Here is a 20,889-nt window from a genome sequence, read left to right as displayed (position 1 = left end):
ATTCACCGATAAGGCAGTCAGAACTATGACGAACATAACGAATACGGTGATCCTTACTACCAGTCGTGGTTTGGATGAATTGTTAAAGCAAGAAGTAGAAACCTTGTGTCCAGATCTCAATGCGCGTATTAAACCGGGTCAAGTGATTGTTGATGCCACGTTAGCGGACGCTTATCGTTTATGTTTATGGTCACGGCTCGCCAATCGTGTTATTTGGGTCTTAGCGGAAGGGCCTGCCGATAATGCCGAACAGCTTTATGAAACAGCTTACGGTGTGGCATGGAGTGAGCAATTTTCGACGCGTTCTGGATTTCTAATTAATTTCAGTGGTACTAATCGCGCGCTCAAAAACAGTCAGTTTGCAGCTCAGCGTGTCAAGGATGCGGTCGTTGATAGCTTTACAGAAGCGGGGTTAGCACGTCCTAATGTGGATAAAAATGCCCCTGATTTTATTATTCAGGCTCGCTTATGGCGTGATCGAGTGGTTATCGGCATTGATTTATCTGGCGGCAGTTTACATCAACGGGGTTATCGTACAGAAACCGGGGAAGCACCGTTAAAAGAACACGTCGCGGCAGCAATCTTGTATCGTTCTGGTTGGGTAAATGACCAGCAAGCGACAATGCTCGATCCCATGTGCGGTTCAGGCACGATAGCGATAGAAGCTGCCATGATTGCGAGTAATCGGGCGCCGGGACTTTTACGACAACGCTGGGGATTTACCGCGTGGACTCAGCATGACGAACGTCTGTGGAATTCGCTAATTGATCATGCAAAGCAGTCTGTGCGTGAGCATACCGGCAGGATCATTGCCAATGATAGCCAGCAAAATTTGATTGCAATTGCTAAAAAGAACGCCAATCAGGCCGGAGTGTTTGAGCTCATTGAGTTTACTCGTCAGGATGCGACCCAATTACAGATCACACCACCGCAAGCGGGCTACATTGTTGCAAATCCCCCCTATGGTGAGCGCTTAAGTGACTTGGCTGAACTAGTTCCATTATTCAATCGTTGGGGTGAGCATTTAAAAGCCAATTATCAGAACTGGCATATTAGTTTGCTTACATCTGAGCGTGATTTACTGCGCCAACTTAAGCTTCGTGCGAAGCAAGAGTATGCGCTGATGAATGGTAAGTTAGAATGCAAACTGGTCAATTTTTATCTCGATGAGGAAAACCTCAAAACGCGAGCGAGTCAAGGTAGTGAAGAGTTTGCCAATCGCCTACGTAAGAATATCAAACAGATGCAACGCGTTGCTAAACAGGCCAATACCAATGCGTATCGCTTGTATGATGCCGACTTACCGGATTACAACGTAGCTATTGATGTCTATGACGATTGGTTAATTGTACAAGAGTACGCGCCACCCAAAGATATTCCTGCTGAGAAAGCAAAGCGCCGTTTAAGTGATATCATCATCCAGTTACCCGCGTTGACAGGTGTAGACCCGAAAAAAATCGCTGTCAAAGTGCGAAGTCAACAAAAAGGTAGTGCTCAGTACGATAAAGTGGATTCGCAAGCAAATCGCATAACCGTGCACGAGCAGGGCGCCAAGTTTTACGTTAATCCAACCGATTATTTAGACTGTGGTTTGTTTCTTGATCACCGTAAAACTCGTCTGCAAGTAGGGCAAATGGCGCGTGGTAAAGATGTGTTAAATTTATTTGCCTACACTGGCAGTGTATCAGTGTATGCCGCAATGCACGGTGCCCGCAGCATAACCACGGTGGACATGTCGAAGACCTATTTACAATGGGCGAAAGACAATTTTCGCCTAAATGGATTAAGCGGAGCCTATGAATTTGTTCAGGCAGACTGTGTGCAGTGGTTGACCCAGCATCAACGTAAATACGATTTGATTTTCATCGATCCACCATCGTTTTCAAATTCGAAACGTATGCAGAGCACTTGGGATGTGCAACGTGATCACGTGGCGCTCTTAACTCATGCCGTTAAGTGTTTGAATCCTGATGGTAAAATAGTATTTTCCAATAACCTACGCAGTTTCCGGCTTGATGACCAAGCGCTCATTGCACTCGGGTTGGCTATTGACAATATTTCTGCAAAAACCATTCCGGATGATTTTAAGCGTAATCCGAAAATCCACCAATGTTGGATTTTATCGCGATGAAAGTAACTCTTATGACCGGCCCTGGTTGCCATTTGTGTGATGATGCGTATAAGTTGCTAAAAGCAGTTGAACGCAGTGATTTAGTGATTGAAAAAAAGAACATTCGTGACGATCATGATTTGTATCACCGCTATGCCGTTTTGATCCCAGTACTGCGCAGAGAAGACAACTTAAGCGAGTTACTTTGGCCATTTGACCAATCTGAACTAGAACAGTTTTTAGCATGAGTTTATTACAGTTAAAGCAGGCTTCGGTGCTCTTTGGCACACCGCCGTTACTTGATAATGTCGAATTCACCCTGCAGTCCAAAGAGCGTGTTTGTATCGTCGGGCGCAATGGTAGCGGTAAATCGACGTTAATGAAGATCCTATCTAATGACGTTCAGTTAGACGATGGCGTTCGTGTCGTCAACAGTGAAGTGAAAATTGCACGTTTACCGCAAGATCCACCAGAAAGCGTTGACGTAACACTATTCGATTATGTTGCCGAAGGCTTAAGTGATGCAGGAGAGGTACTACGCGAATACTTTAAGCAATTACAAGTCGTAAGTGACTCGGCCACAGATGCTGCATTAAATAAATTACAACGTTTACAAGAAACTCTTGAAGCAAAAGACGCTTGGCAATTAGAACAACAGATTGCCAATGTATTAACCATGTTAGGGTTGGACGGGGCGCAATCGTTAGCGTCTCTCTCAGGTGGCTGGCGGCGTAAGGCAGCTTTAGCTCGTGCTTTAGTTGGTGGACCAGATGTTTTGTTGCTTGATGAGCCAACTAACCATTTGGATATTGAGATGATACAATGGTTAGAACAGCATCTTAAAGCGTTCAATGGGGCGATAGTATTTATTAGTCACGACAGAGCGTTTATACGCAATCTTGCCACGCGAATTATCGATCTTGATCGCGGCAACCTGACCAGCTACGACGGTGACTACGCAAATTATTTAGTAAAGAAAGCTGAAGATCTCGAAATTGAAGCTCGCCATCAAGCCGAGTTCGATAAAAAGCTTGCCAAAGAGGAAGTGTGGATCAGGCAGGGAATAAAGGCTCGACGGACGCGCAATGAAGGTCGTGTCAGAGCACTAAAAGCCTTGCGTGAAGAATACAAAGCTCGCCGCAAAGTAGTCGGTCAGGCGACGCTGTCACAAAACATCAGTAATCGCTCGGGTAAACGGGTATTTGAAGCGTCTGATTTACATTACAGCATTGAAAACAAAACTATTGTAAAAGGCTTAAACGTCAATATTCAACGCGGTGATAAAGTAGCAATCATTGGTCCTAATGGGTGTGGTAAGAGTACACTAATTAAACTGTTGCTTGGTGAACTACAACCACAGTCTGGTCAGGTGCAACAGGGAGTAAATCTAGAAATTGCCTACTTTGATCAGCACCGCAGTGTGTTAGATCTGGATAAAACCGTAATCGACAGTGTTGGTGACGGCAAACGCGATCTCATTGTTAATGGCCAACCACGCCATGTAATGAGCTATTTACAGGATTATTTGTTTTCACCGGAACGTGCCAATGTTCCTGTGCGCGCACTGTCGGGTGGTGAAAAGAATCGCCTCGTACTTGCCCGTTTGATGCTTAAGCCTAGTAACGTGCTGATCTTAGACGAACCAACCAATGATCTTGATGTTGAGACACTTGAGCTACTTGAATCTCTATTGGTCGAGTATGCAGGTACCCTGATTTTGGTTAGCCATGACCGCGAGTTTGTGGATAACGTCGTTACCAGTAGCTTATTTTTTGCGGGGCAGGGTGAGATTGTCGAATTTGTCGGTGGCTACACCGATGTGCAGGAGTGGTACGCTAATAATGTATCTGCTGGTAAAGGGTCTACAACCTTACAACAGAAAAAATCTGCACAGAATGAAACTAATAAATCGCAATCTGGTCATAACGACGGAATTAAACGCGAGACTTCTCCCCAACGCTCGAAAAAGTTATCATACAAAGATCAACGTGAACTAGATGCGTTGCCTGCGTTAATTCAGGACTTAGAGGATCAGCAGGCGCAATTACAACTGCGCATAAATGACCCCGAATTTTTTAATCAACCCACGGAGCAAACAACGCCAGCGCTTGAGCAATTAGCCGACATTGAACGGCAATTGGAAGCTGCGTTTGAACGCTGGGATGAACTAGAAAGTGCGCTAGAATAAATTAGAAACAGGACAATTAATGAAGTTTTCCAAACTTGCTTTTGCATCTGCAATGGCACTGTCAGTTAGTCTCGCTGAAGCAGCTCAGTACCGCATTGAGCCTTTACCGCTAGATGCAATCGCGGTTAATCATTTTGCTCAGGCAATTACTAATGATGGCAATATGTATGTCACGGTGCGCGGTGAATTTAATCCACCTGTAGACGTTAGTTTATTAGATTTCGAAAGTGAAACCTTAGTCGCCGCATTAACCGATGTAGATGCTGCAAAAGCGGGTAATTTTAACACCGCAGATTTAACCACTGTGGTCAATATCCTTATCCAAGCGCGTTCTGCAAATAGTGTTGTTTTGCAGCGTCTGGCACAGTATCGCAGTTATCGCACTGACGGCGTTGACAGCATACTTATCCCAGGCTTTGATATTGTTACCGACACTTTCAAAGACTATACGCAAAGTGCAAATGCGATAGTGCGAGATGCCATTGAAGGTGGGATCAGTGTTGGCCGTGGCGTGGGTCCTTACAGTAAGCTTGATTATATCAATGACAGTGATGAGCAGATCACCTTTGTCTTGAATGAGCATATAGAGCGAGGATTTGTAGACTTCAATGGAGTAACAACACCGCTGTTATCGGTTGAAACTAGATTGGGTGGCTACAGTGAAGCGGTTGCGATTAACGATAATCTGCAAGTTGTTGGTTTTGGTGCGACATCATTGTCAGAAAATTCAGTCTCATTGATTGAGAGTTGCGCGGATGAAGACACTCGCGGCGATATTCCAGAAGCGCTTTGCCTAAGAAATTTACGTGAAAGTGGTGGTGGCTTGGCAGATGTACTGCGCCGTGCAGCCCAAACTAGAGCTCACGTTTGGCAGTTGAACTCTGCTGGTGAAGTAATAGATACCACCGCCTACGGACTTATTTTCGAACCGGAAGCAGACAATACATTTAGTTACGTCAGCCGAGCTTATGACATTAACAACGCCGGCATTGCTGTGGGTGACTCGATGACGGGTGACGGCGTTTCGATCACACGCCCTGGTGCTTCGTTTGGGCAAGTTGAGGCAGAAATCGTTGCCGTTACGTTTGCAGATGGAGTGGTTACTGAGCTACTACCACGGGAAGAAAGTCAGCTCAGTAGTGCCACTTTGATCAACGATGACTATATAGTTGGTACTGTGACTCGTGAGTCTAACGGTGTCTCACGAGCGACCATGTTTGTTTACGATCTTGCTACACAGGAAGCCAGTTATCCACGCGGCTTTTTCGCAAGCGCGGGTACAACTCCACGAGCCATTAACAACAACAATATTATTGTGGGTGAAAGTGAAATTGAAGCATCGGCAGAGCAAGTTCGCGAAAAGAATGCATTTATGTACGATGTTGCTAACGACAGTTTAGTTAACCTAAACACTCTACTTGAGTGTGATAGCCCATATACACTAGTAGATGCGGTCGATATTAATGACAACAACGAGATAATTGCCAACGCCAGGATCAGACAAGAAGGGAAAAACATCCGAGGTGAAACTTTCCTTGATGAAAATGGTAACACGGTAATTGAAGATACGGTTTATGCGGTTAAGCTCGTACCGATTGCTAATGGTCAGATTGACGATTGCCAGCTTATCGAGGAGCCTATTGAAAGAAAAGGTGCTAGCACTTATCCAGCAGTTTTACTGGGCTTATTGGGTATGGTCTTTTGGCGTCGAAAAAAGCTTTCATAGCCGCTTAACCACTAATAATAAGGGCCGCACAATGTGCGGCTTTTTTATATCGTTACCGAAGCTATGACGGCAACGACGTTATATACCTGTACGCGTCAAATTAAAGAATTTATATAACGATTTATTGTAATAAAAAATTCATAAATGTTTCATCAATTTATCGTTTGTCAAGAGGTGATGTGATTAAATTACCTTGAACCAAATGCCTTGATCCACTATCTCTAATAATGTGGGTGAAAAACAAAAATAATGCGGCAGATTCCTATCTCGTTTTTCACCACACAAACGATCAATTCAACAGAGGTAACTCAATGAAAAGACAAAAAAGAGATAAATTGACACGTGCACATGCAAAAGGGTACCAAGCAGGTATCACTGGCCGTTCTAAAGAGTTATGCCCATTCCAGACCTCAGATGCCAGGTCGCAATGGTTAGGAGGATGGAGAGAGGCCGTTGAGGATAGAAATTTAGGGTTCAGCCGCTAAATCGAAAAATCAATTAAGAATCTAAAAAAACCCCGCAATGCGGGGTTTTTGCATAACAGCGAGTTAAAAGTTGCTAGTATCTTGGAACAATCCAACTTTAAGGTCTTTGGCAGAGTAAATTTCTCTTCCATCAACTTTAACAATACCATCACCCAAGCCCATAAATAGTTTACGCTTGACCACACGTTTCATATCTATGTGATAGGTAACTTTCTTGGCGCTAGGCAATATCTGACCGGTGAATTTAACTTCTCCTACACCCAATGCTCGGCCTTTACCTGGACCACCACTCCAACCAAGGAAAAATCCAACTAGTTGCCACATTGCATCTAGACCGAGGCAGCCAGGCATTACTGGATCACCAGGAAAATGACAATCAAAGAACCATAGATCAGGGGTAATATCGAGTTCCGCAATAATTTCTCCCTTTCCAGCACTGCCACCATCTTCAGTAATGGAGACGATCCTATCCATCATTAACATGTTTGGGGCGGGTAGTTGGCTATTTCCTGGGCCAAATAACTTGCCTTGACTACAGGCTAAAAGCTCTTCTCGGGTAAAACTATTTTGGGTGGTTAAAGACATAAATTCTCATTGCTTCTGTTAACTTGCGCGTAATTTAGCGAACACTTGTACGCTAAACAACTCTGAACAGTGAATTTTATTAAGTTGTGGTAACGCATAACCTTTACATAACAGGTTATGCTACACTAATTATGTGCTAAATACCGGAGTTTATCTTTGACTAAAGCGATGAAAACCATAAAGAAAAAATCACCCTCAGCCAATGCGCTTAAACAAAAGCGTTTTCGAGAACGGCAAAAGGCCCAGGGTAAAAAATTAGTCCGGGGCTACATCACTCCGCAGGCAATGCATAGTTATAAACAAATCAGTCAGATAACCCATTGGAGTGATAGTGAAGTGTTATCTAATGCTTTACGTCTTACCTATGCTGCATACAAATGCGGGCAAATTGGTTTGTTGACTAAATGGTTGAAAGACCATGAACCTGCTGACGATATAAACGCGAACGATCAATCGGTGGAAAACTCAGGGCCTGAAAAAAATCCTGCGCATACAAATGCACTATCAACCGACGGAGCAGTTAAAAAGGTCTCGTAAATAAATCGTATCAACGCTGTTACCTTGTTGCAGATGAATTAGGCACGCTGTGTCGCTGGAGTATTCTATTTGCCTCGTTTTTAACATCGTCGCGTTCTCTAAACTTCCATAGCCTATCCCGCGCAGCGCGAGCAGTTTTGTCAGGGTCAACGATTGGATAAGGGTAGTCTTTTCCTAGTTCTATTTGATAGATCGCCTGTTCCATTGGGGTTAAATGCCATGGGGTGTGAATAAGTGGAGAAGGCACTAGGCTGAGTTCTGGAACCCAAGCACGTATAAATTCGCCGTCTGGATCATGTTCCATTGATTGTTTAATAGGGTTATACAATCGAATTGTATTGGTACCGGTTATTCCGGCTTGCATTTGAAATTGAGGGTAATGGATACCAGGTTCAAAGTCTAAAAATTGCCGGGCTAGGTGGTGAGCCCCTGTTTGTCAATTCATATTCATATGGTGAGTTAAAAAGCTCACTAACATTGCACGCATGCGAAAGTTTAAGTATCCGGTCTTACAAACAGCGCGCATGCATGCATCAATCATTGGTAAACCAGTATTACCACTTTTCCATGCGCGCATATATTCCGTATTTGATTCTGAATATGGATAGTGATCATAGCCCCGATTAACCGGTGCGAATTCCATGCGACACTCAGACTCAAACTTCTGAATAAAGTGGCTGCGCCATTGTATGCGCGAAAGAAAGGCGCGTTTTACGCCACTCCAATGTTTGATCGTTTGCGATCGCTGAATGGTTTGGTAGACCTGTCGACTACTGATATTTCCCCATGCTAAGTACGGAGATAAACGAGAACAAGCAATCCGCGCAAGAGCAGGCTTAGAAATATGTTTTTGATAGAATTCACCACGCGCCTTTAAGAAGTCTCTAAGCACATGCCATGCGCGTTTTTCGCCTCCAGGCTGTCTGTTCATGCTTTTTTTTGATAACTCACTAAATAATTCAGAAACGTCAATATTAGTAAGATTAATTAACGGAGTATCGAGGTAACTATCATTATGCAAAGAGCGCAAATCGTACGGGTTAACGCTGGCTAGTTCTGGGTCACAGACTTCTTGTTGCATAAATAGGCGCCAAGCGCTAAGCCAATTTTTTCTATGCGTGAGACCTCGAATGATCCCGGCATCTGCAAACTCTTGCCAATCAACACCATTTTCCTGACACCATTGTTGGAGGGCACGGTCACGTTGAAAGGTTTTATCTATGCCAACCTCTTCGTGACTGATTAATTTGTCGAAGCCAGTTTGTGTTAATAAGTAAGAGAGCACGTTTTGCACTTCGCCGAGTGCCACTAAGATCTGACAATCCCGTTCTGCTAATTGCTCATTAAGGTCTTGTATAGACTGCCAAACAAACTGCCAATGTCGTTTATCGTAGTGCGGATCGTCCAATAACATTGGTTCGAATATGTACAGTAGAATGGCGGGACACTGATTGCTGCATGCCCTAGCAAGCGGGGCATGGTCTCGCAAGCGCAAATTCCGCTTGAACCAAACTATCTGTGGTGGTTTATTGCTTACAGCCATTGGCGCCGAAATGAACCGTCTGGGTCGTATTGTTGGGTTTGCTTTTCAAGATTGAACTGTCTATGGCCTCTTGGATCGCTACCCACCCCAGCCAGATATTGCCAATTTCCCCAGTTACTCGCGACATCATAGTCTATAAGTTCTTGTTCAAAAAAGGCCGCACCATAACGCCAATCCAAGCCAAGTTCATGGACAAAACAACTAGCAACTAACTGGCGCCCGCGATTAGACATGAATCCGATGGTGGTCAATTGACGCATGCAAGCGTCGACTATTCCGAAGCCTGTTTCACCGTTTTGCCAGCGTTTAAATTTATCCTGATTGTGCTCAGTAGAGGGTGAGCGTTGCTGAATGCCAGCAAATTTAAACAGTAAATCTTCGTGCTTATAGGCTTGCCAATGGAAAAATTCGCGCCAAAGTAATTCAAAATACATCCAATAGGTTGATTGGTTTGCACAAACATTGGCTTCGTACTCACAGATCTTAGCATAAGCTTGACGGGGAGATAGACAGCCGAGCGCTAACCACGCTGATAATTTGGAAGAAAATTCCCAACCATCCAAGCCATTACGCGTTTCTTTATAGGTAGCAATAAGGTCTGACTCGAAAGTATAAAAATTCAGTTGCTGTTGTGCGGCGGTTTCACCACCTTTTAACTTGGGGTAAGTGTGGCGGTGCTCCTGACTTGAGTGAGTTGAATCAAGCGCAACATTAGTAAACATGGCTAAACAGTCATCAGCCGCAATTGAAATGGGCGGGACTTTACTGAGCGTCGTAGTTGGGCCTTTTGGCGTAAGATTCTGTTCTATCTTACGTCTAAATGGCGAGAAAACATTCGGCATATCGCTTAAATCAAACGGCAATTCTGGCCGGTCAAATAAACATTCCGCGGTGTCTGAGATTAGCTTTGCACCAGCTTTCTCTGCAAAATAAGCGATACTATTAGATTGTTTTTGCTCGTAAACGCCACAGCACTCAGCCATGCCGACAACGTGTGGTTGATAAGCTTGTATTAGGGTTTCGTAGACAGTAGTGAAGTCACCTTGAATAACCCAAAGATTTTGTCCATGTTCTCCTAGTCGGGTAGCGAGATCACTTAAACTTTCCATTAAAAAACGTTGTCGATGTTGGCCAAGCGCTACCAACCCAAATTGATTGGGTGCGAACCAGCGCTCTTCAACTACATAGACCAATAAAAGTTCGTCGACTTTTTCACAGGTGGCTTTTAAGGATGGATTGTCGCTCAGTCGCAAGTCATTGCGAAAGATATAAAGCCCTCGTGTTGCGCTCATAACAGACCCCAATACAATTACTACACAATCAATAGCGAAATTTATGAACTATGGATCGAAAAACTTTGTGAAGGAGTATTTAACTGCAGCAAATAGAATTAATTAGGGTGAAGTATGACGGTTGCTACCACGATCGTATGGTTTCGGCAGGACTTAAGAGTAAAAGATAATCCGGCGCTCTCTTGGGCGGTTGAACAGGGCAAGATAGTACCGGTTTACATAGTCGATGATCGCACTGAGGACCGCCGAGACTTAGGCGCTGCGAGCCAATGGTGGTTACACCATTCACTGGATAAACTAAGAAGCCGCTTAAACCAACATCTGATTATTCGTCGCGGTGATCCAGCTACGATCCTGCACGAACTTGCCACCGAGTGTGAAGCTGAAAATGTAGTATGGAATCGCTGCTATCAGCCTTGGCAAAGGCAGCGTGACCAGCAAATTAAGGGGCGTTTGAAGGCCTCTGGGATTAGCGCGAAAAGCTTTAATGGATCCCTTCTCTGGGAGCCCATGACAATATCCAAGCAAGACGGTGGCGCGTACAAGGTATTCACACCGTACTACCGCAAAGGCTGTCTAAATGCTGATTCACCGCGCTATCCTTTACCCAGTCCAGAAAGGATTACTTACTTAGATAATGACGTGGAAAGTTTAGAGCTAGATGCTCTTAATTTGCTACCCACGCTCCCGTGGGCTGATGATTTTTCCAAGCACTGGACACCGGGCGAAGAGGGCGCAGCAACAAAACTGCAACGATTTATTAGCGACGCTGCGAGGCAGTATAAATCTGACAGAGACATTCCTTCGGTTGTTGGCACATCTCGGCTATCGCCGCACTTGCGTTTTGGTGAAATATCGCCGAATCAAGTGTGGTACGCCATCCTTGATAAATTTGGTGGACGTGATAACGAATCTATTGATACGTATCTATCTGAATTAGGCTGGCGTGAGTTTAGCTACTATTTGCTCTACCACTGGCCTGAGATTACGCAGACTAATTTTAATGAAAAATTCGACAAATTTCCTTGGAATGATGAGAAAGAAGCGTTGCTGGCGTGGCAACGCGGGCAAACGGGTATTCCGATAATAGATGCAGGCATGCGCGAACTTTGGCAAACCGGCTACATGCATAATCGTGTGCGTATGGTAGTAGGATCATTCCTCGTCAAAAATTTATTGCAAGACTGGCGCAAAGGCGAAGCGTGGTTCTGGGATTGCTTAGTTGATGCCGACCTCGCATCGAATACTGCGAGTTGGCAGTGGGTGGCGGGCTCAGGGGCTGACGCTGCGCCATACTTTCGGATCTTTAATCCGGTATTGCAGGGAGAGAAATTTGATAAACAGGGGGAATACGTACGATCCTATTGTCCTGAGCTTAGTAGTATGCCGAATAAATACATCCACAAGCCTTGGGAAGCGCCTGAGAAGGTTTTAGCCGAGGCAAATATCACTTTAGGCAAGGATTATCCCAAGCCCATTGTTGACCTAAAAGCATCACGCCAGCGTGCACTAGATGCCTATGAAAAAGTAAAGGGCTAGTTATGTCAGTATTACGAGTCGTACTAGGTGACCAGCTGTCAATGTCCATGAGCAGTTTAGAAGACTTGGATAAGTCTTCTGACGTAATACTCATGGCTGAAGTCAAAGAGGAAGCGACTTACGTTAAACACCACAAACAGAAGATAGCCTTTCTGTTCTCGGCCATGCGTCATTTTGCAGCAGCGTTGGAAGAAAATGACATAAACGTGCATTACATCGATTATCTGCACGATGACAATCAAGGCAGTATTAAAGCTCAAGTAAAATGGCTGCTTGCTAAGTCTAGTTTCGACAAAGTGGTTATTGCTCAACCGGGTGAATTTAGACTGCTGGAGGATATCAAAACCTGGCAGGGTGAACTCAAAGTCGACGTTGAGGTACGTGAAGATAATAGATTTTTGATGCCACAGAATTTCTTTTCAGAGTGGGCCGAGGGGCGCAAGGAATTGCGGATGGAGTACTTTTATCGCGAAGTACGTAAGCGTACCGGATATTTGCTGGAAAAGGGTAAACCTATCGGGGGGAAATGGAACTTTGATCACCAAAACCGCGAGCCAATGCCAAGCGATATTAACGTTCCAAAGCGCAGTACTTTCGCGCACGATGAAATCACCGCTCAGGTGATCGATTTGGTTAGTAATGAGTTTGCTGATCACTTCGGAAGTTTAGAAAATTTTGCTTTTGCGGTTACGCGTGACCAGGCATTAAAGGTGCTGAACTCCTTTATTGACGAGCGTTTACCCAATTTTGGACAATATCAAGATGCCATGGTGAGTGGTCAACCGTGGTTATTCCACTCGCACATCAGTTTTTACTTGAATTGTGGATTATTGCACGTCGAGGAAGTGATTGAGGCAGCATTAGAGGCCTACCATGCCGGCCAAGCTCCGATTAATAGTGTCGAAGGTTTCATGCGCCAGATTATCGGTTGGCGAGAGTATATTAGGGGGTTTTATTGGCACTACATGCCCGAGTTATCAAGTCGAAATCAATTGTACGCCCGCCGTAAATTACCCGAGTTTTACTGGTCGGGTAATACCGATATGAATTGCTTGCAGCAATGTATCAATGAAACTAAAGCCAACGCTTATGCACACCATATTCAACGGTTGATGGTGCTGGGTAACTTTGCATTGATCGCCGGTCTTGACCCCAAAGACGTTAACGAATGGTACTTGCTGGTTTATGCGGATGCTTATGAATGGGTAGAGTTACCCAACGTTTCAAGCATGATTTTATATGCAGATGGCGGAAATTTGGCGAGCAAGCCTTACGCGGCTAGCGGAAGCTATATCAATAAGATGTCAGACTACTGCAAGAACTGCCACTACAATGTGAAAGAAAAAACGGGTCATCAAGCGTGCCCCTTTAATTACCTGTACTGGGATTTTATCGTGCGCAATAAAGAACGCTTAGAAGACAACGGGCGCATGGGGATGATCTTTAGCACACTCAGTAAAATGGATCAGAATACAGTTGCCGCGATGCGCGACGACGCTGAGGTGTTTTTAAGTAAGTTATCTAAAAATGAAAAAGTCTGATTTACCATCAAAACTTTGTCCAGTCTGTCATCGCCCTTTTAGTTGGCGCAAAAAATGGGAAAAAAACTGGCAAGAAGTTAAATATTGTTCAAAAAGGTGCGCTGGAGACAGAAATAAATTAAACAATAGATAATAGTAAACTTGGCCTTAAGAGCTGCAAAAAAGAGTGGTAATATTACAGTTTTCTAGCAGAGAGCTTTTGAATGTCTACGTTACCCCCATGCCCGCAATGTCAATCCGAATATACGTATCAAGACCAAGCATTGTTGGTTTGCCCCGAGTGCGGGCATGAATGGCAAGTAAATGATGCTGAAGAAAATGCACCGAGCCGTAAAGACGCAGTAGGCAATACCTTGCATGAAGGGGATAGCGTTACATTAATCAAAGACCTAAAGGTCAAAGGTTCGTCTAGCGTGATTAAAATTGGCACCAAAGCTAAAATTAATCGCATTGTTGATGGCGATCACGATATTGACTGTAAGGTGGATGGAATGGGTGCCATGATGTTGAAATCTCAATTCGTTAAAAAGGCCTGAATACACTCAACTGGCAGACTAAGTGCGAGAAGGGGAAAAGTGTGTATATAAATTTAACCAAGACATTTTTCCTTATCGTGTTTATGAATATGCTGGGATCCTATATGAGCGAGCTTAAAGCCAGAGAATTACAGCCATTATCAGCTGGCCCACATCCAGTAGCATCAACGAATTTGATCGTCTCTGAAAATTATCAAGCGCTCGACAGCGAAGAAATGGAGACCTATCTTAGCGGTAAACGCACTTGGTACGGATCACAGCGCTATCTAACTGACATTTTAAAGCATCCTGACGCCGCGTGGACTGTGGATGTGACCATCCCAGACCGAGAAGATATGTACGCAACTGAGAGCGAAGACACTGTGCCGGTAACCGCGTTCATCACGTATCCTACTGTGAGTGGTCTCACTAATAATTCGTACCAATTCCCGTATCAAAACTCTGCGTATGGGGCGTTTATCTACATGCTTGGGCCAGGTGAGCAACCATTGTTTGCAGATAGTGACGCCCGCTATCCATTGGTTGTTTTAGCTCACGGCGCTACAGCGCATGGCATTTATGATATTCAGCACGCTAACAGCATTGCCAGCCATGGTTACATCGTCGCAGTGATTTTTTATGGTGATAATCGGTTCTCCAGATTATTCGGCGACAATGATCACATTGGGTTTTTACGTCCCTTGTTCACAAAAGCCGTAATAGACTCAATTGTTGATAGTCGTGAGTTTGGTCAACACGTCGACGCTAACAACATCGCCGTAAGCTGTCATAGTTATGGCGGCTTTACCGCGCTGGCTTTAGCGGGCGCTGATATTTCAGGGAATGCTTCCTCTGTTAAAGATTCTCGGGTTAAAGCGATCGTAGCTGCAGCTCCTTGGACTGGCGGTAACTTTGAAGGAGAAGACGTTTTTGCATTTGGCAAAAATAATTCGAGTTTGCAGAACGTATCAGTACCGACACTGGCATTTTTTGGTACCGATGACACTGTGACGACTAAAGAGTCTATCCTTCCTGCAATGCAGCAACTGTCTGGTCCTCGTTATGTGATTGAACTTGTCGATCAACCGCATATATTTGAGGGTGGCTCATGGGAGGATCGCGATAACTGGGAATTGTTATTCCTCAATGCTTACCTTCGCTCTGACACGTCAGCGTTTAACATGTTAGCGACTGGCACTGAAATGCAAGGCGGGAATATCGATAGGCAGCTGTTCGAGTATCAACGTCGGTAGCAGAGTATTCATATTCAGGTCTGACTAGGTTTAATGAGGATAATACTTTAGTCTGGCATTTCCTCTCAATAACACTTCCCAATAGCGCAATGCATTCGTGCCCAAAAGCACAGAATACCTGCATTTACATTTAAAAATTTTCTCTATTCTGTTCTTCATAATTCCTTGGAATTCCACATTATTGTCGACAATGTAGGCTTTATGGGTGGATTAAATTTTCAATTAGGCTAAAATTGTCGACAATATTGAGTGTCTGGTAATTCTTAATGCAACAAGAGCTCGCCGTAACATCGTCTGATAAATTGTTTTACCAATTACGCAAAGACATTGTGGAAGGTGTGATCGCAGCTGGCTGTAAACTCAGCGAAGCCGAGCTTGCGGCGACCTATCAGGTCAGTCGTGCAGTGGTGCGTGAAGCAATTAATCGTCTAGCCTCGTGCCATTTGATTGAGCGTAAAGCAAACGTTGGTGCACGTGTTGTGTCATTGTCGGTTGAAGGCTTGATTGAACTCTATCAGGTGCGTGAATCACTTGAAGGTATGGCTGCTCGACTAGCGGCGCGTAACATGACAGAGAACGAAGTCGAAGAGCTGCAAGGATTGTTAGATAAGCATGCGACCAGTGTCAAAGACGGTCAATCCTATTATCAGGAAGCTGGTGACGTTGACTTCCATTATCGCATCGTTCAAGGCAGCAAAAACCAACAATTGATCCAAATGTTAGTCAACGGAATTTATCATCTTGTGCGCATGTATCGCGTTCAATTGGGTATGGCCGGCCCCAGAGTATCGACTGCATTTACTGAGCATCAACAGATTGTTAATGCCATTCAACATCGTGATGAAGAACTCGCCGAAATGCTGATGCGTAGGCACATTCTATACTCACGCAATAACATCGAATTTAAACTTCAACAAAATTAGAGGCGACTATGAGTCCAGGTAAACGTTTTCGCGAGGCACTCGCAAAGAATCATCCATTACAGATCGTTGGAACCATTAATGCGTATGCAGCGATGATGGCAGAGCAGATTGGACATCAAGCTATTTATTTATCTGGTGGTGGTGTGGCTAACGCTTCTTATGGTCTGCCAGATCTAGGCATGACGTCATTAAATGATGTCCTCGTTGATGTACAGCGCATCACGGCAGCATGTAACCTACCGTTACTAGTGGACATCGATACGGGGTGGGGTGGCGCGTTCAATATTGCGAAAACGATAAAAGACATGCAAAAAGCGGGGGCGGCCGCTGTACATATGGAAGACCAAGTCGCGCAAAAGCGCTGTGGCCATCGTCCTAATAAAGCCATAGTCTCTACCGCAGAGATGGTTGACCGCATAAAAGCGGCCGTAGATGCGCGCACTGACCCAGACTTCTTCATTATGGCGCGTACTGACGCATTTGCCCAAGAAGGATTGGAAGCTGCTATTGAGCGGGCGAAGGCCTACGTAGCCGCTGGTGCAGATGGTATTTTCGCAGAAGCTATTCAAACCGAAGAACATTACCGCGCCTTTGCTGACGCGCTTGATGTGCCTGTTTTGGCGAATATTACGGAATTCGGTAAGACTGAACTATGGAATGCAAAAGAACTTGGGGAATGGGGTGCTGCCATGGTGCTTTATCCATTGAGTGCATTCAGAGCTATGAATAAAGCGGCAGAAACCGTATATGAAGCTATTCTAAGGGATGGCGATCAAAAAGCTGTGGTCGATATGATGCAAACTCGAATGAAGCTTTATGATTACTTGGGCTACCACGATTATGAGCAAAAGCTGGATTCGCTTTTCGCTGACTCAAGCAAATAATTAACCTTTAACCCGTATCTTATTCGGAGAATATTAGTAATGGCAAAAGTATTAAGTGGCGCAGGTTTGCGCGGTCAGGTCGCTGGTAAAACTGCGCTATCAACTGTTGGTAAATCTGGCTCAGGGCTTACTTATCGAGGATATGACGTTAAAGATCTCGCAGATAAATGCCAATTTGAGGAAGTCGCGTATTTAATTTTAAAAGGACACTTGCCCACACAAGCAGAGTTAAATGACTACAAAGCTCGCCTAAAGTCCATGCGTGGATTGCCCCAAGCATTGAAAGATGTGCTTGAACGGATCCCTGCAGATGCACATCCAATGGATGTTTTAAGAACCGGTTGTTCAATGCTAGGAAACTTGGAAATGGAGCACAGTTTTGAGCAACAGCAACAAGTGACTGATCGCATGCTAGCGTGTTTCCCGAGTATCATTTGTTATTGGTACCGTTTTTCTCACGATGGTGTGCGCATCGACGTGGAAACTTCAGATGATTCGATTGGCGCGCATTTCCTTCATTTGTTACACGGTAAAGCTCCAAGTGCATTACACGAGAAAGTGATGCACGTATCACTAATTTTATACGCTGAACATGAGTTTAATGCATCGACTTTTACTGCTCGCGTGTGCGCGTCAACATTATCCGATATGCACAGCTGTGTGACCGGCGCTATTGGTTCACTGCGTGGTCCTTTGCATGGCGGTGCGAACGAAGCGGCGATGGAAATGATCGAACGTTTCACTTCTGCCGAGCACGCGGAAGAAGAAATGATGGGCATGCTAGCGCGCAAAGAAAAGATCATGGGCTTTGGTCATGCGATTTACTCTGAAAGTGATCCACGTAATGAGATTATTAAGCAGTGGTCTGAAAAACTGGCTGATGATGTTGGTGACACAGTACTTTATCCGGTTTCAGTGCGCTGCGAAGAAGTGATGTGGCGAGAGAAGAAACTATTCTGCAATGCTGATTTCTTCCACGCGTCGGCCTATAACTTCATGGGGATACCAACCAAATTGTTCACCCCAATTTTCGTAATGTCGCGCCTCACCGGTTGGGCAGCTCACGTTATGGAGCAACGTGCTGATAACCGAATTATTCGTCCGTCTGCTGAGTATACCGGTGAAGAATTACGTCCGGTGGTACCGATTGAGCAACGTGGGTAAATTATATGAATCACGATTACAGAAAACCTTTACCCGGTGCTGAAATTGATTTCTTTGACACCCGTGAAGCGGTCAATGCAATACAACCTGGGGCCTACGAAAAGTTGCCGTATACATCACGCATACTCGCCGAAAATTTGGTGCGCCGTTGTCCTCCTGAGAATTTAATAGCGTCACTGGAACAAATTATTGAGCGCAAACGTGATCTGGATTTTCCATGGTTTCCAGCCCGTGTTGTTTGTCACGATATTCTTGGACAAACTGCATTGGTTGACCTTGCCGGCTTACGCGATGCCATAGCCGCTAAAGGTGGCGATCCTGCCAAAGTTAACCCAGTGGTACCGACACAATTAGTTGTTGACCATTCATTGGCGGTTGAACATGCCGGTTACGAAAAAGACGCGTTTGAAAAGAACCGCGCAATAGAGGATCGTCGTAACGAAGACCGATTCCATTTTATTAACTGGACCAAAACAGCGTTTAAAAATATTGATGTGATCCCACAAGGGAATGGGATCTTGCACCAAATCAACCTTGAGCGCATGTCACCGGTGATCCAGAACCGGGATGGCGTTGCCTTCCCTGATACCCTAGTGGGTACCGATAGTCATACCCCAATGGTCGATGCTTTGGGTGTTATCGCATTAGGTGTTGGTGGGCTTGAGGCTGAAAGTGTAATGTTGGGGCGTGCATCATATATGCGCCTACCTGATATTGTAGGCGTTGAATTAGTAGGTAAACCAGCGCCGGGGATTACTGCCACAGACATTGTTTTGGCATTGACTGAGTTTTTACGTAAGGCCAAAGTAGTTTCAACCTACCTAGAGTTTTACGGTGAAGGGACTAAGCACTTGACCCTAGGCGATCGAGCGACTATCTCTAATATGACGCCAGAATACGGTGCCAGTGCAGCTATGTTTTACATTGATCAGCATACGATTGATTATTTGCGCCTAACGGGGCGTGAAGACGAGCAGGTTGCTTTAGTTGAACAGTACGCCAAACACACAGGTTTGTGGGCCGATGCTCTCGCTACCGCAGAATATGAGCGTGTATTGCATTTTGATTTATCGACGGTAGTACGCAATATTGCCGGTCCTTCAAATCCGCACAGTCGAGTGTCTACCGCTGATCTAAAAGTCAAAGGTATATCCGCAGCAACTGATACACCGCAGAATGGCGAAATGCCCGATGGTGCAACTATTATCGCGGCGATTACGAGCTGCACGAACACTAGTAATCCGCGCAATATGATTGCTGCGGGTTTGATTGCGCGCAACGCTAATGCTAAGGGTTTAACACGTAAACCGTGGGTAAAAACTTCGCTGGCGCCAGGTTCTAAAGCAGTTCAATTGTATCTCGAAGAAGCAAAGTTATTGCCTGAATTGGAGCAACTTGGCTTTGGTATCGTAGCCTTCGCTTGTACATCGTGTAACGGTATGAGTGGCGCTTTGAAACCAGAGATTGTTGACGAAATAAAGCGTAGGGATCTTTACGCGACCGCTGTACTTTCGGGTAATCGGAACTTCGACGGACGTATCCATCCATATGCTAAACAGGCATTCCTTGCATCTCCTCCTTTAGTTGTAGCCTACGCTATCGCGGGAACAATTCGTTTTGACATAGAAAAGGATGTCTTGGGTCTTGATCAACATGGTAACGAAGTGCGTTTAGCTGATATCTGGCCAAGTGATCAAGAAATTGATGCAGTCATTGCGCAAAGTGTAAAGCCTGAACAGTTTAGAAGGGTTTATAACCCAATGTTCGATTTGCGTGTTGATTATGGCGAAGATAACAATCCTCTGTATGATTGGCGTCCGCAAAGTACCTATATTCGTCGCCCACCGTATTGGGAAGGTGCGCTGGCAGGCGAACGGGCGTTAGCGAAGCTAAGGCCTTTGGCGGTATTGGGCGATAACATCACCACCGACCATTTATCACCGTCAAATGCAATTATGCCAGACAGTGCAGCGGGCGAATATCTCGCTAAAATGGGCTTACCTGAGGAAGATTTTAATAGTTATGCCACTCACCGCGGTGATCACTTAACTGCGCAACGAGCAACTTTTGCGAATCCGCGCCTACGCAACGAGATGGTGCGCGATGAGAGCGGTGCGGTAATTGAGGGCTCTCTTGCACGTGTTGAGCCAGACGGTAAAGTCATGCGCATGTGGGAAGCTATTGAAACCTATATGGAGCGTAAACAACCGCTGATCATCATAGCAGGTGCTGATTATGGGCAAGGATCTTCGCGTGATTGGGCGGCGAAAGGAGTTCGTTTAGCTGGAGTCGAAGTGATTGTGGCGGAAGGCTTTGAACGTATTCACCGCACTAATTTAATCGGAATGGGTGTCTTACCGCTTGAATTTTTAGCAGGTACCGATCGCAATACGCTGGCAATCAAAGGTAGCGAAACCTTCGATGTAACTGGTGATATAGCGCCAGGCGCGCTCCTCAAGTTAACCATAAATCGTGCTAATGGTGATATTGATGTTGCTGAGGTTAAATGTCGTTTAGATACCGCTGAAGAAGTATCTATTTACGAAGCTGGCGGTGTCTTGCAACGATTTGCCAAGGACTTCTTAGCGGCGGAAGAGGCCTGAT

16 protein-coding genes and 2 pseudogenes are annotated in these 20,889 nt (G+C 45.0%); 15 read left to right on the top strand and 3 right to left on the bottom strand.

What is annotated here, in order from left to right; all coding sequences use genetic code 11:
* Positions 1-25: 25 nt before the first annotated feature.
* The 5 genes from rlmKL to rmf all read left to right on the top strand — a co-directional run bounded on the left by rlmKL (position 26) and on the right by rmf (position 6,509).
* The gene (rlmKL, locus tag CSH92_RS09520) at positions 26-2,131 is read left to right on the top strand and encodes a bifunctional 23S rRNA (guanine(2069)-N(7))-methyltransferase RlmK/23S rRNA (guanine(2445)-N(2))-methyltransferase RlmL (protein ID WP_100657352.1); all 2,106 of its coding nucleotides are present in this window, start codon (positions 26-28) and stop codon (positions 2,129-2,131) included.
* Entirely contained in the window at positions 2,128-2,358 is a 231-nt protein-coding gene (locus tag CSH92_RS09515) for a glutaredoxin family protein (protein ID WP_100657507.1), read from the top strand. The genes rlmKL and CSH92_RS09515 overlap by 4 nt, the downstream gene beginning before the upstream one ends.
* Positions 2,355-4,298, top strand: a complete 1,944-nt coding sequence (gene uup / locus CSH92_RS09510) for an ATP-binding cassette ATPase Uup (protein WP_100657351.1) — start codon at positions 2,355-2,357, stop codon at positions 4,296-4,298. The genes CSH92_RS09515 and uup overlap by 4 nt, the downstream gene beginning before the upstream one ends.
* Before the next feature lie 19 nt (positions 4,299-4,317).
* Positions 4,318-6,024: a DUF3466 family protein gene (locus tag CSH92_RS09505; RefSeq protein ID WP_100657350.1), complete on the top strand. Its 1,707-nt coding sequence runs from the start codon at positions 4,318-4,320 to the stop codon at positions 6,022-6,024.
* 311 nt (positions 6,025-6,335) lie between these two features.
* On the top strand, positions 6,336-6,509 hold the full coding sequence (rmf, locus tag CSH92_RS09500; protein ID WP_100641438.1) for a ribosome modulation factor: 174 nt from the start codon (positions 6,336-6,338) through the stop codon (positions 6,507-6,509).
* 63 nt (positions 6,510-6,572) lie between these two features.
* Here the strand turns inward: rmf and fabA are convergent, their stop codons facing one another.
* Entirely contained in the window at positions 6,573-7,094 is a 522-nt protein-coding gene (gene fabA, locus CSH92_RS09495; protein WP_100657349.1) for a bifunctional 3-hydroxydecanoyl-ACP dehydratase/trans-2-decenoyl-ACP isomerase, read from the bottom strand.
* Between the two features lie 168 nt (positions 7,095-7,262).
* Here fabA and CSH92_RS09490 point away from each other — a divergent pair.
* Positions 7,263-7,517, top strand: a pseudogene (locus tag CSH92_RS09490) (hypothetical protein); the annotation flags it as partial.
* 133 nt (positions 7,518-7,650) lie between these two features.
* Here CSH92_RS09490 and CSH92_RS09485 read toward each other — a convergent pair.
* Both CSH92_RS09485 and CSH92_RS09480 read right to left on the bottom strand, forming a co-directional pair.
* Positions 7,651-9,174, bottom strand: a pseudogene (locus CSH92_RS09485) (FAD-binding domain-containing protein).
* Positions 9,165-10,466, bottom strand: coding sequence for a DASH family cryptochrome (locus CSH92_RS09480; protein WP_100657348.1), 1,302 nt, complete (start codon positions 10,464-10,466; stop codon positions 9,165-9,167). Before CSH92_RS09480 ends, CSH92_RS09485 begins: the two are co-directional and overlap by 10 nt.
* Positions 10,467-10,580: 114 nt before the next feature.
* Between CSH92_RS09480 and CSH92_RS09475 the strand changes: the two genes are divergently transcribed.
* The 9 genes from CSH92_RS09475 to acnD all read left to right on the top strand — a co-directional run bounded on the left by CSH92_RS09475 (position 10,581) and on the right by acnD (position 20,888).
* A complete protein-coding gene (locus CSH92_RS09475) occupies positions 10,581-12,005 on the top strand; it encodes a cryptochrome/photolyase family protein (RefSeq protein ID WP_100657347.1) in 1,425 nt (474 codons plus the stop codon).
* Between the two features lie 2 nt (positions 12,006-12,007).
* Positions 12,008-13,546 carry a cryptochrome/photolyase family protein gene (locus tag CSH92_RS09470; RefSeq protein WP_100657346.1) on the top strand — a complete coding sequence of 513 codons (1,539 nt, stop codon included), beginning with the start codon at positions 12,008-12,010 and terminating at the stop codon, positions 13,544-13,546.
* Positions 13,533-13,679 carry a DUF2256 domain-containing protein gene (locus CSH92_RS09465; RefSeq protein ID WP_100657345.1) on the top strand — a complete coding sequence of 49 codons (147 nt, stop codon included), beginning with the start codon at positions 13,533-13,535 and terminating at the stop codon, positions 13,677-13,679. The genes CSH92_RS09470 and CSH92_RS09465 overlap by 14 nt, the downstream gene beginning before the upstream one ends.
* A 70-nt stretch (positions 13,680-13,749) precedes the next feature.
* A complete protein-coding gene (locus tag CSH92_RS09460) occupies positions 13,750-14,082 on the top strand; it encodes a zinc ribbon domain-containing protein YjdM (protein ID WP_100657344.1) in 333 nt (110 codons plus the stop codon).
* A 104-nt stretch (positions 14,083-14,186) separates the two neighbouring features.
* A complete protein-coding gene (locus CSH92_RS09455; RefSeq protein WP_100657343.1) occupies positions 14,187-15,314 on the top strand; it encodes an alpha/beta hydrolase family protein in 1,128 nt (375 codons plus the stop codon).
* Between the two features lie 266 nt (positions 15,315-15,580).
* Positions 15,581-16,237, top strand: a complete 657-nt coding sequence (locus CSH92_RS09450) for a GntR family transcriptional regulator (protein ID WP_100657342.1) — start codon at positions 15,581-15,583, stop codon at positions 16,235-16,237.
* A gap of 8 nt (positions 16,238-16,245) precedes the next feature.
* Positions 16,246-17,121, top strand: coding sequence for a methylisocitrate lyase (gene prpB, locus CSH92_RS09445; RefSeq protein WP_100657341.1), 876 nt, complete (start codon positions 16,246-16,248; stop codon positions 17,119-17,121).
* 39 nt (positions 17,122-17,160) lie between these two features.
* Positions 17,161-18,285 (top strand): bifunctional 2-methylcitrate synthase/citrate synthase, encoded by a 1,125-nt coding sequence (gene prpC / locus CSH92_RS09440; RefSeq protein WP_100657340.1) that lies wholly within the window; start codon positions 17,161-17,163, stop codon positions 18,283-18,285.
* Positions 18,286-18,290: 5 nt separating this feature from the next.
* Positions 18,291-20,888, top strand: a complete 2,598-nt coding sequence (gene acnD / locus CSH92_RS09435; RefSeq protein ID WP_100657339.1) for a Fe/S-dependent 2-methylisocitrate dehydratase AcnD — start codon at positions 18,291-18,293, stop codon at positions 20,886-20,888.
* Position 20,889 lies beyond the last annotated feature (1 nt).

Origin of the sequence: Neoalteromonas flava (assembly GCF_002807685.1) — a bacterium.
GTDB lineage: Bacteria > Pseudomonadota > Gammaproteobacteria > Enterobacterales > Alteromonadaceae > Alteromonas_E > Alteromonas_E flava.
Note: the sequence above shows the minus strand (reverse complement) of the source record. Positions and strands in the feature narration are given on the sequence as shown.

Excerpts from the sequence above, each read along its gene's own strand:
- CSH92_RS09465 (WP_100657345.1), top strand. The coding sequence starts at position 13,533 with ATGAAAAAGTCTGATTTACCATCAAAACTTTGTCCAGTCTGTCATCGC.
- CSH92_RS09515 (WP_100657507.1), top strand. The coding sequence starts at position 2,128 with ATGAAAGTAACTCTTATGACCGGCCCTGGTTGCCATTTGTGTGATGAT.
- rlmKL (WP_100657352.1), top strand. The coding sequence starts at position 26 with ATGACGAACATAACGAATACGGTGATCCTTACTACCAGTCGTGGTTTG.
- CSH92_RS09455 (WP_100657343.1), top strand. The coding sequence starts at position 14,187 with ATGAGCGAGCTTAAAGCCAGAGAATTACAGCCATTATCAGCTGGCCCA.
- fabA (WP_100657349.1), bottom strand. The coding sequence starts at position 7,094 with ATGTCTTTAACCACCCAAAATAGTTTTACCCGAGAAGAGCTTTTAGCC.
- uup (WP_100657351.1), top strand. The coding sequence starts at position 2,355 with ATGAGTTTATTACAGTTAAAGCAGGCTTCGGTGCTCTTTGGCACACCG.
- acnD (WP_100657339.1), top strand. The coding sequence starts at position 18,291 with ATGAATCACGATTACAGAAAACCTTTACCCGGTGCTGAAATTGATTTC.
- CSH92_RS09460 (WP_100657344.1), top strand. The coding sequence starts at position 13,750 with ATGTCTACGTTACCCCCATGCCCGCAATGTCAATCCGAATATACGTAT.
- CSH92_RS09480 (WP_100657348.1), bottom strand. The coding sequence starts at position 10,466 with ATGAGCGCAACACGAGGGCTTTATATCTTTCGCAATGACTTGCGACTG.
- prpC (WP_100657340.1), top strand. The coding sequence starts at position 17,161 with ATGGCAAAAGTATTAAGTGGCGCAGGTTTGCGCGGTCAGGTCGCTGGT.
- prpB (WP_100657341.1), top strand. The coding sequence starts at position 16,246 with ATGAGTCCAGGTAAACGTTTTCGCGAGGCACTCGCAAAGAATCATCCA.
- rmf (WP_100641438.1), top strand. The coding sequence starts at position 6,336 with ATGAAAAGACAAAAAAGAGATAAATTGACACGTGCACATGCAAAAGGG.
- CSH92_RS09475 (WP_100657347.1), top strand. The coding sequence starts at position 10,581 with ATGACGGTTGCTACCACGATCGTATGGTTTCGGCAGGACTTAAGAGTA.
- CSH92_RS09505 (WP_100657350.1), top strand. The coding sequence starts at position 4,318 with ATGAAGTTTTCCAAACTTGCTTTTGCATCTGCAATGGCACTGTCAGTT.
- CSH92_RS09470 (WP_100657346.1), top strand. The coding sequence starts at position 12,008 with ATGTCAGTATTACGAGTCGTACTAGGTGACCAGCTGTCAATGTCCATG.
- CSH92_RS09450 (WP_100657342.1), top strand. The coding sequence starts at position 15,581 with ATGCAACAAGAGCTCGCCGTAACATCGTCTGATAAATTGTTTTACCAA.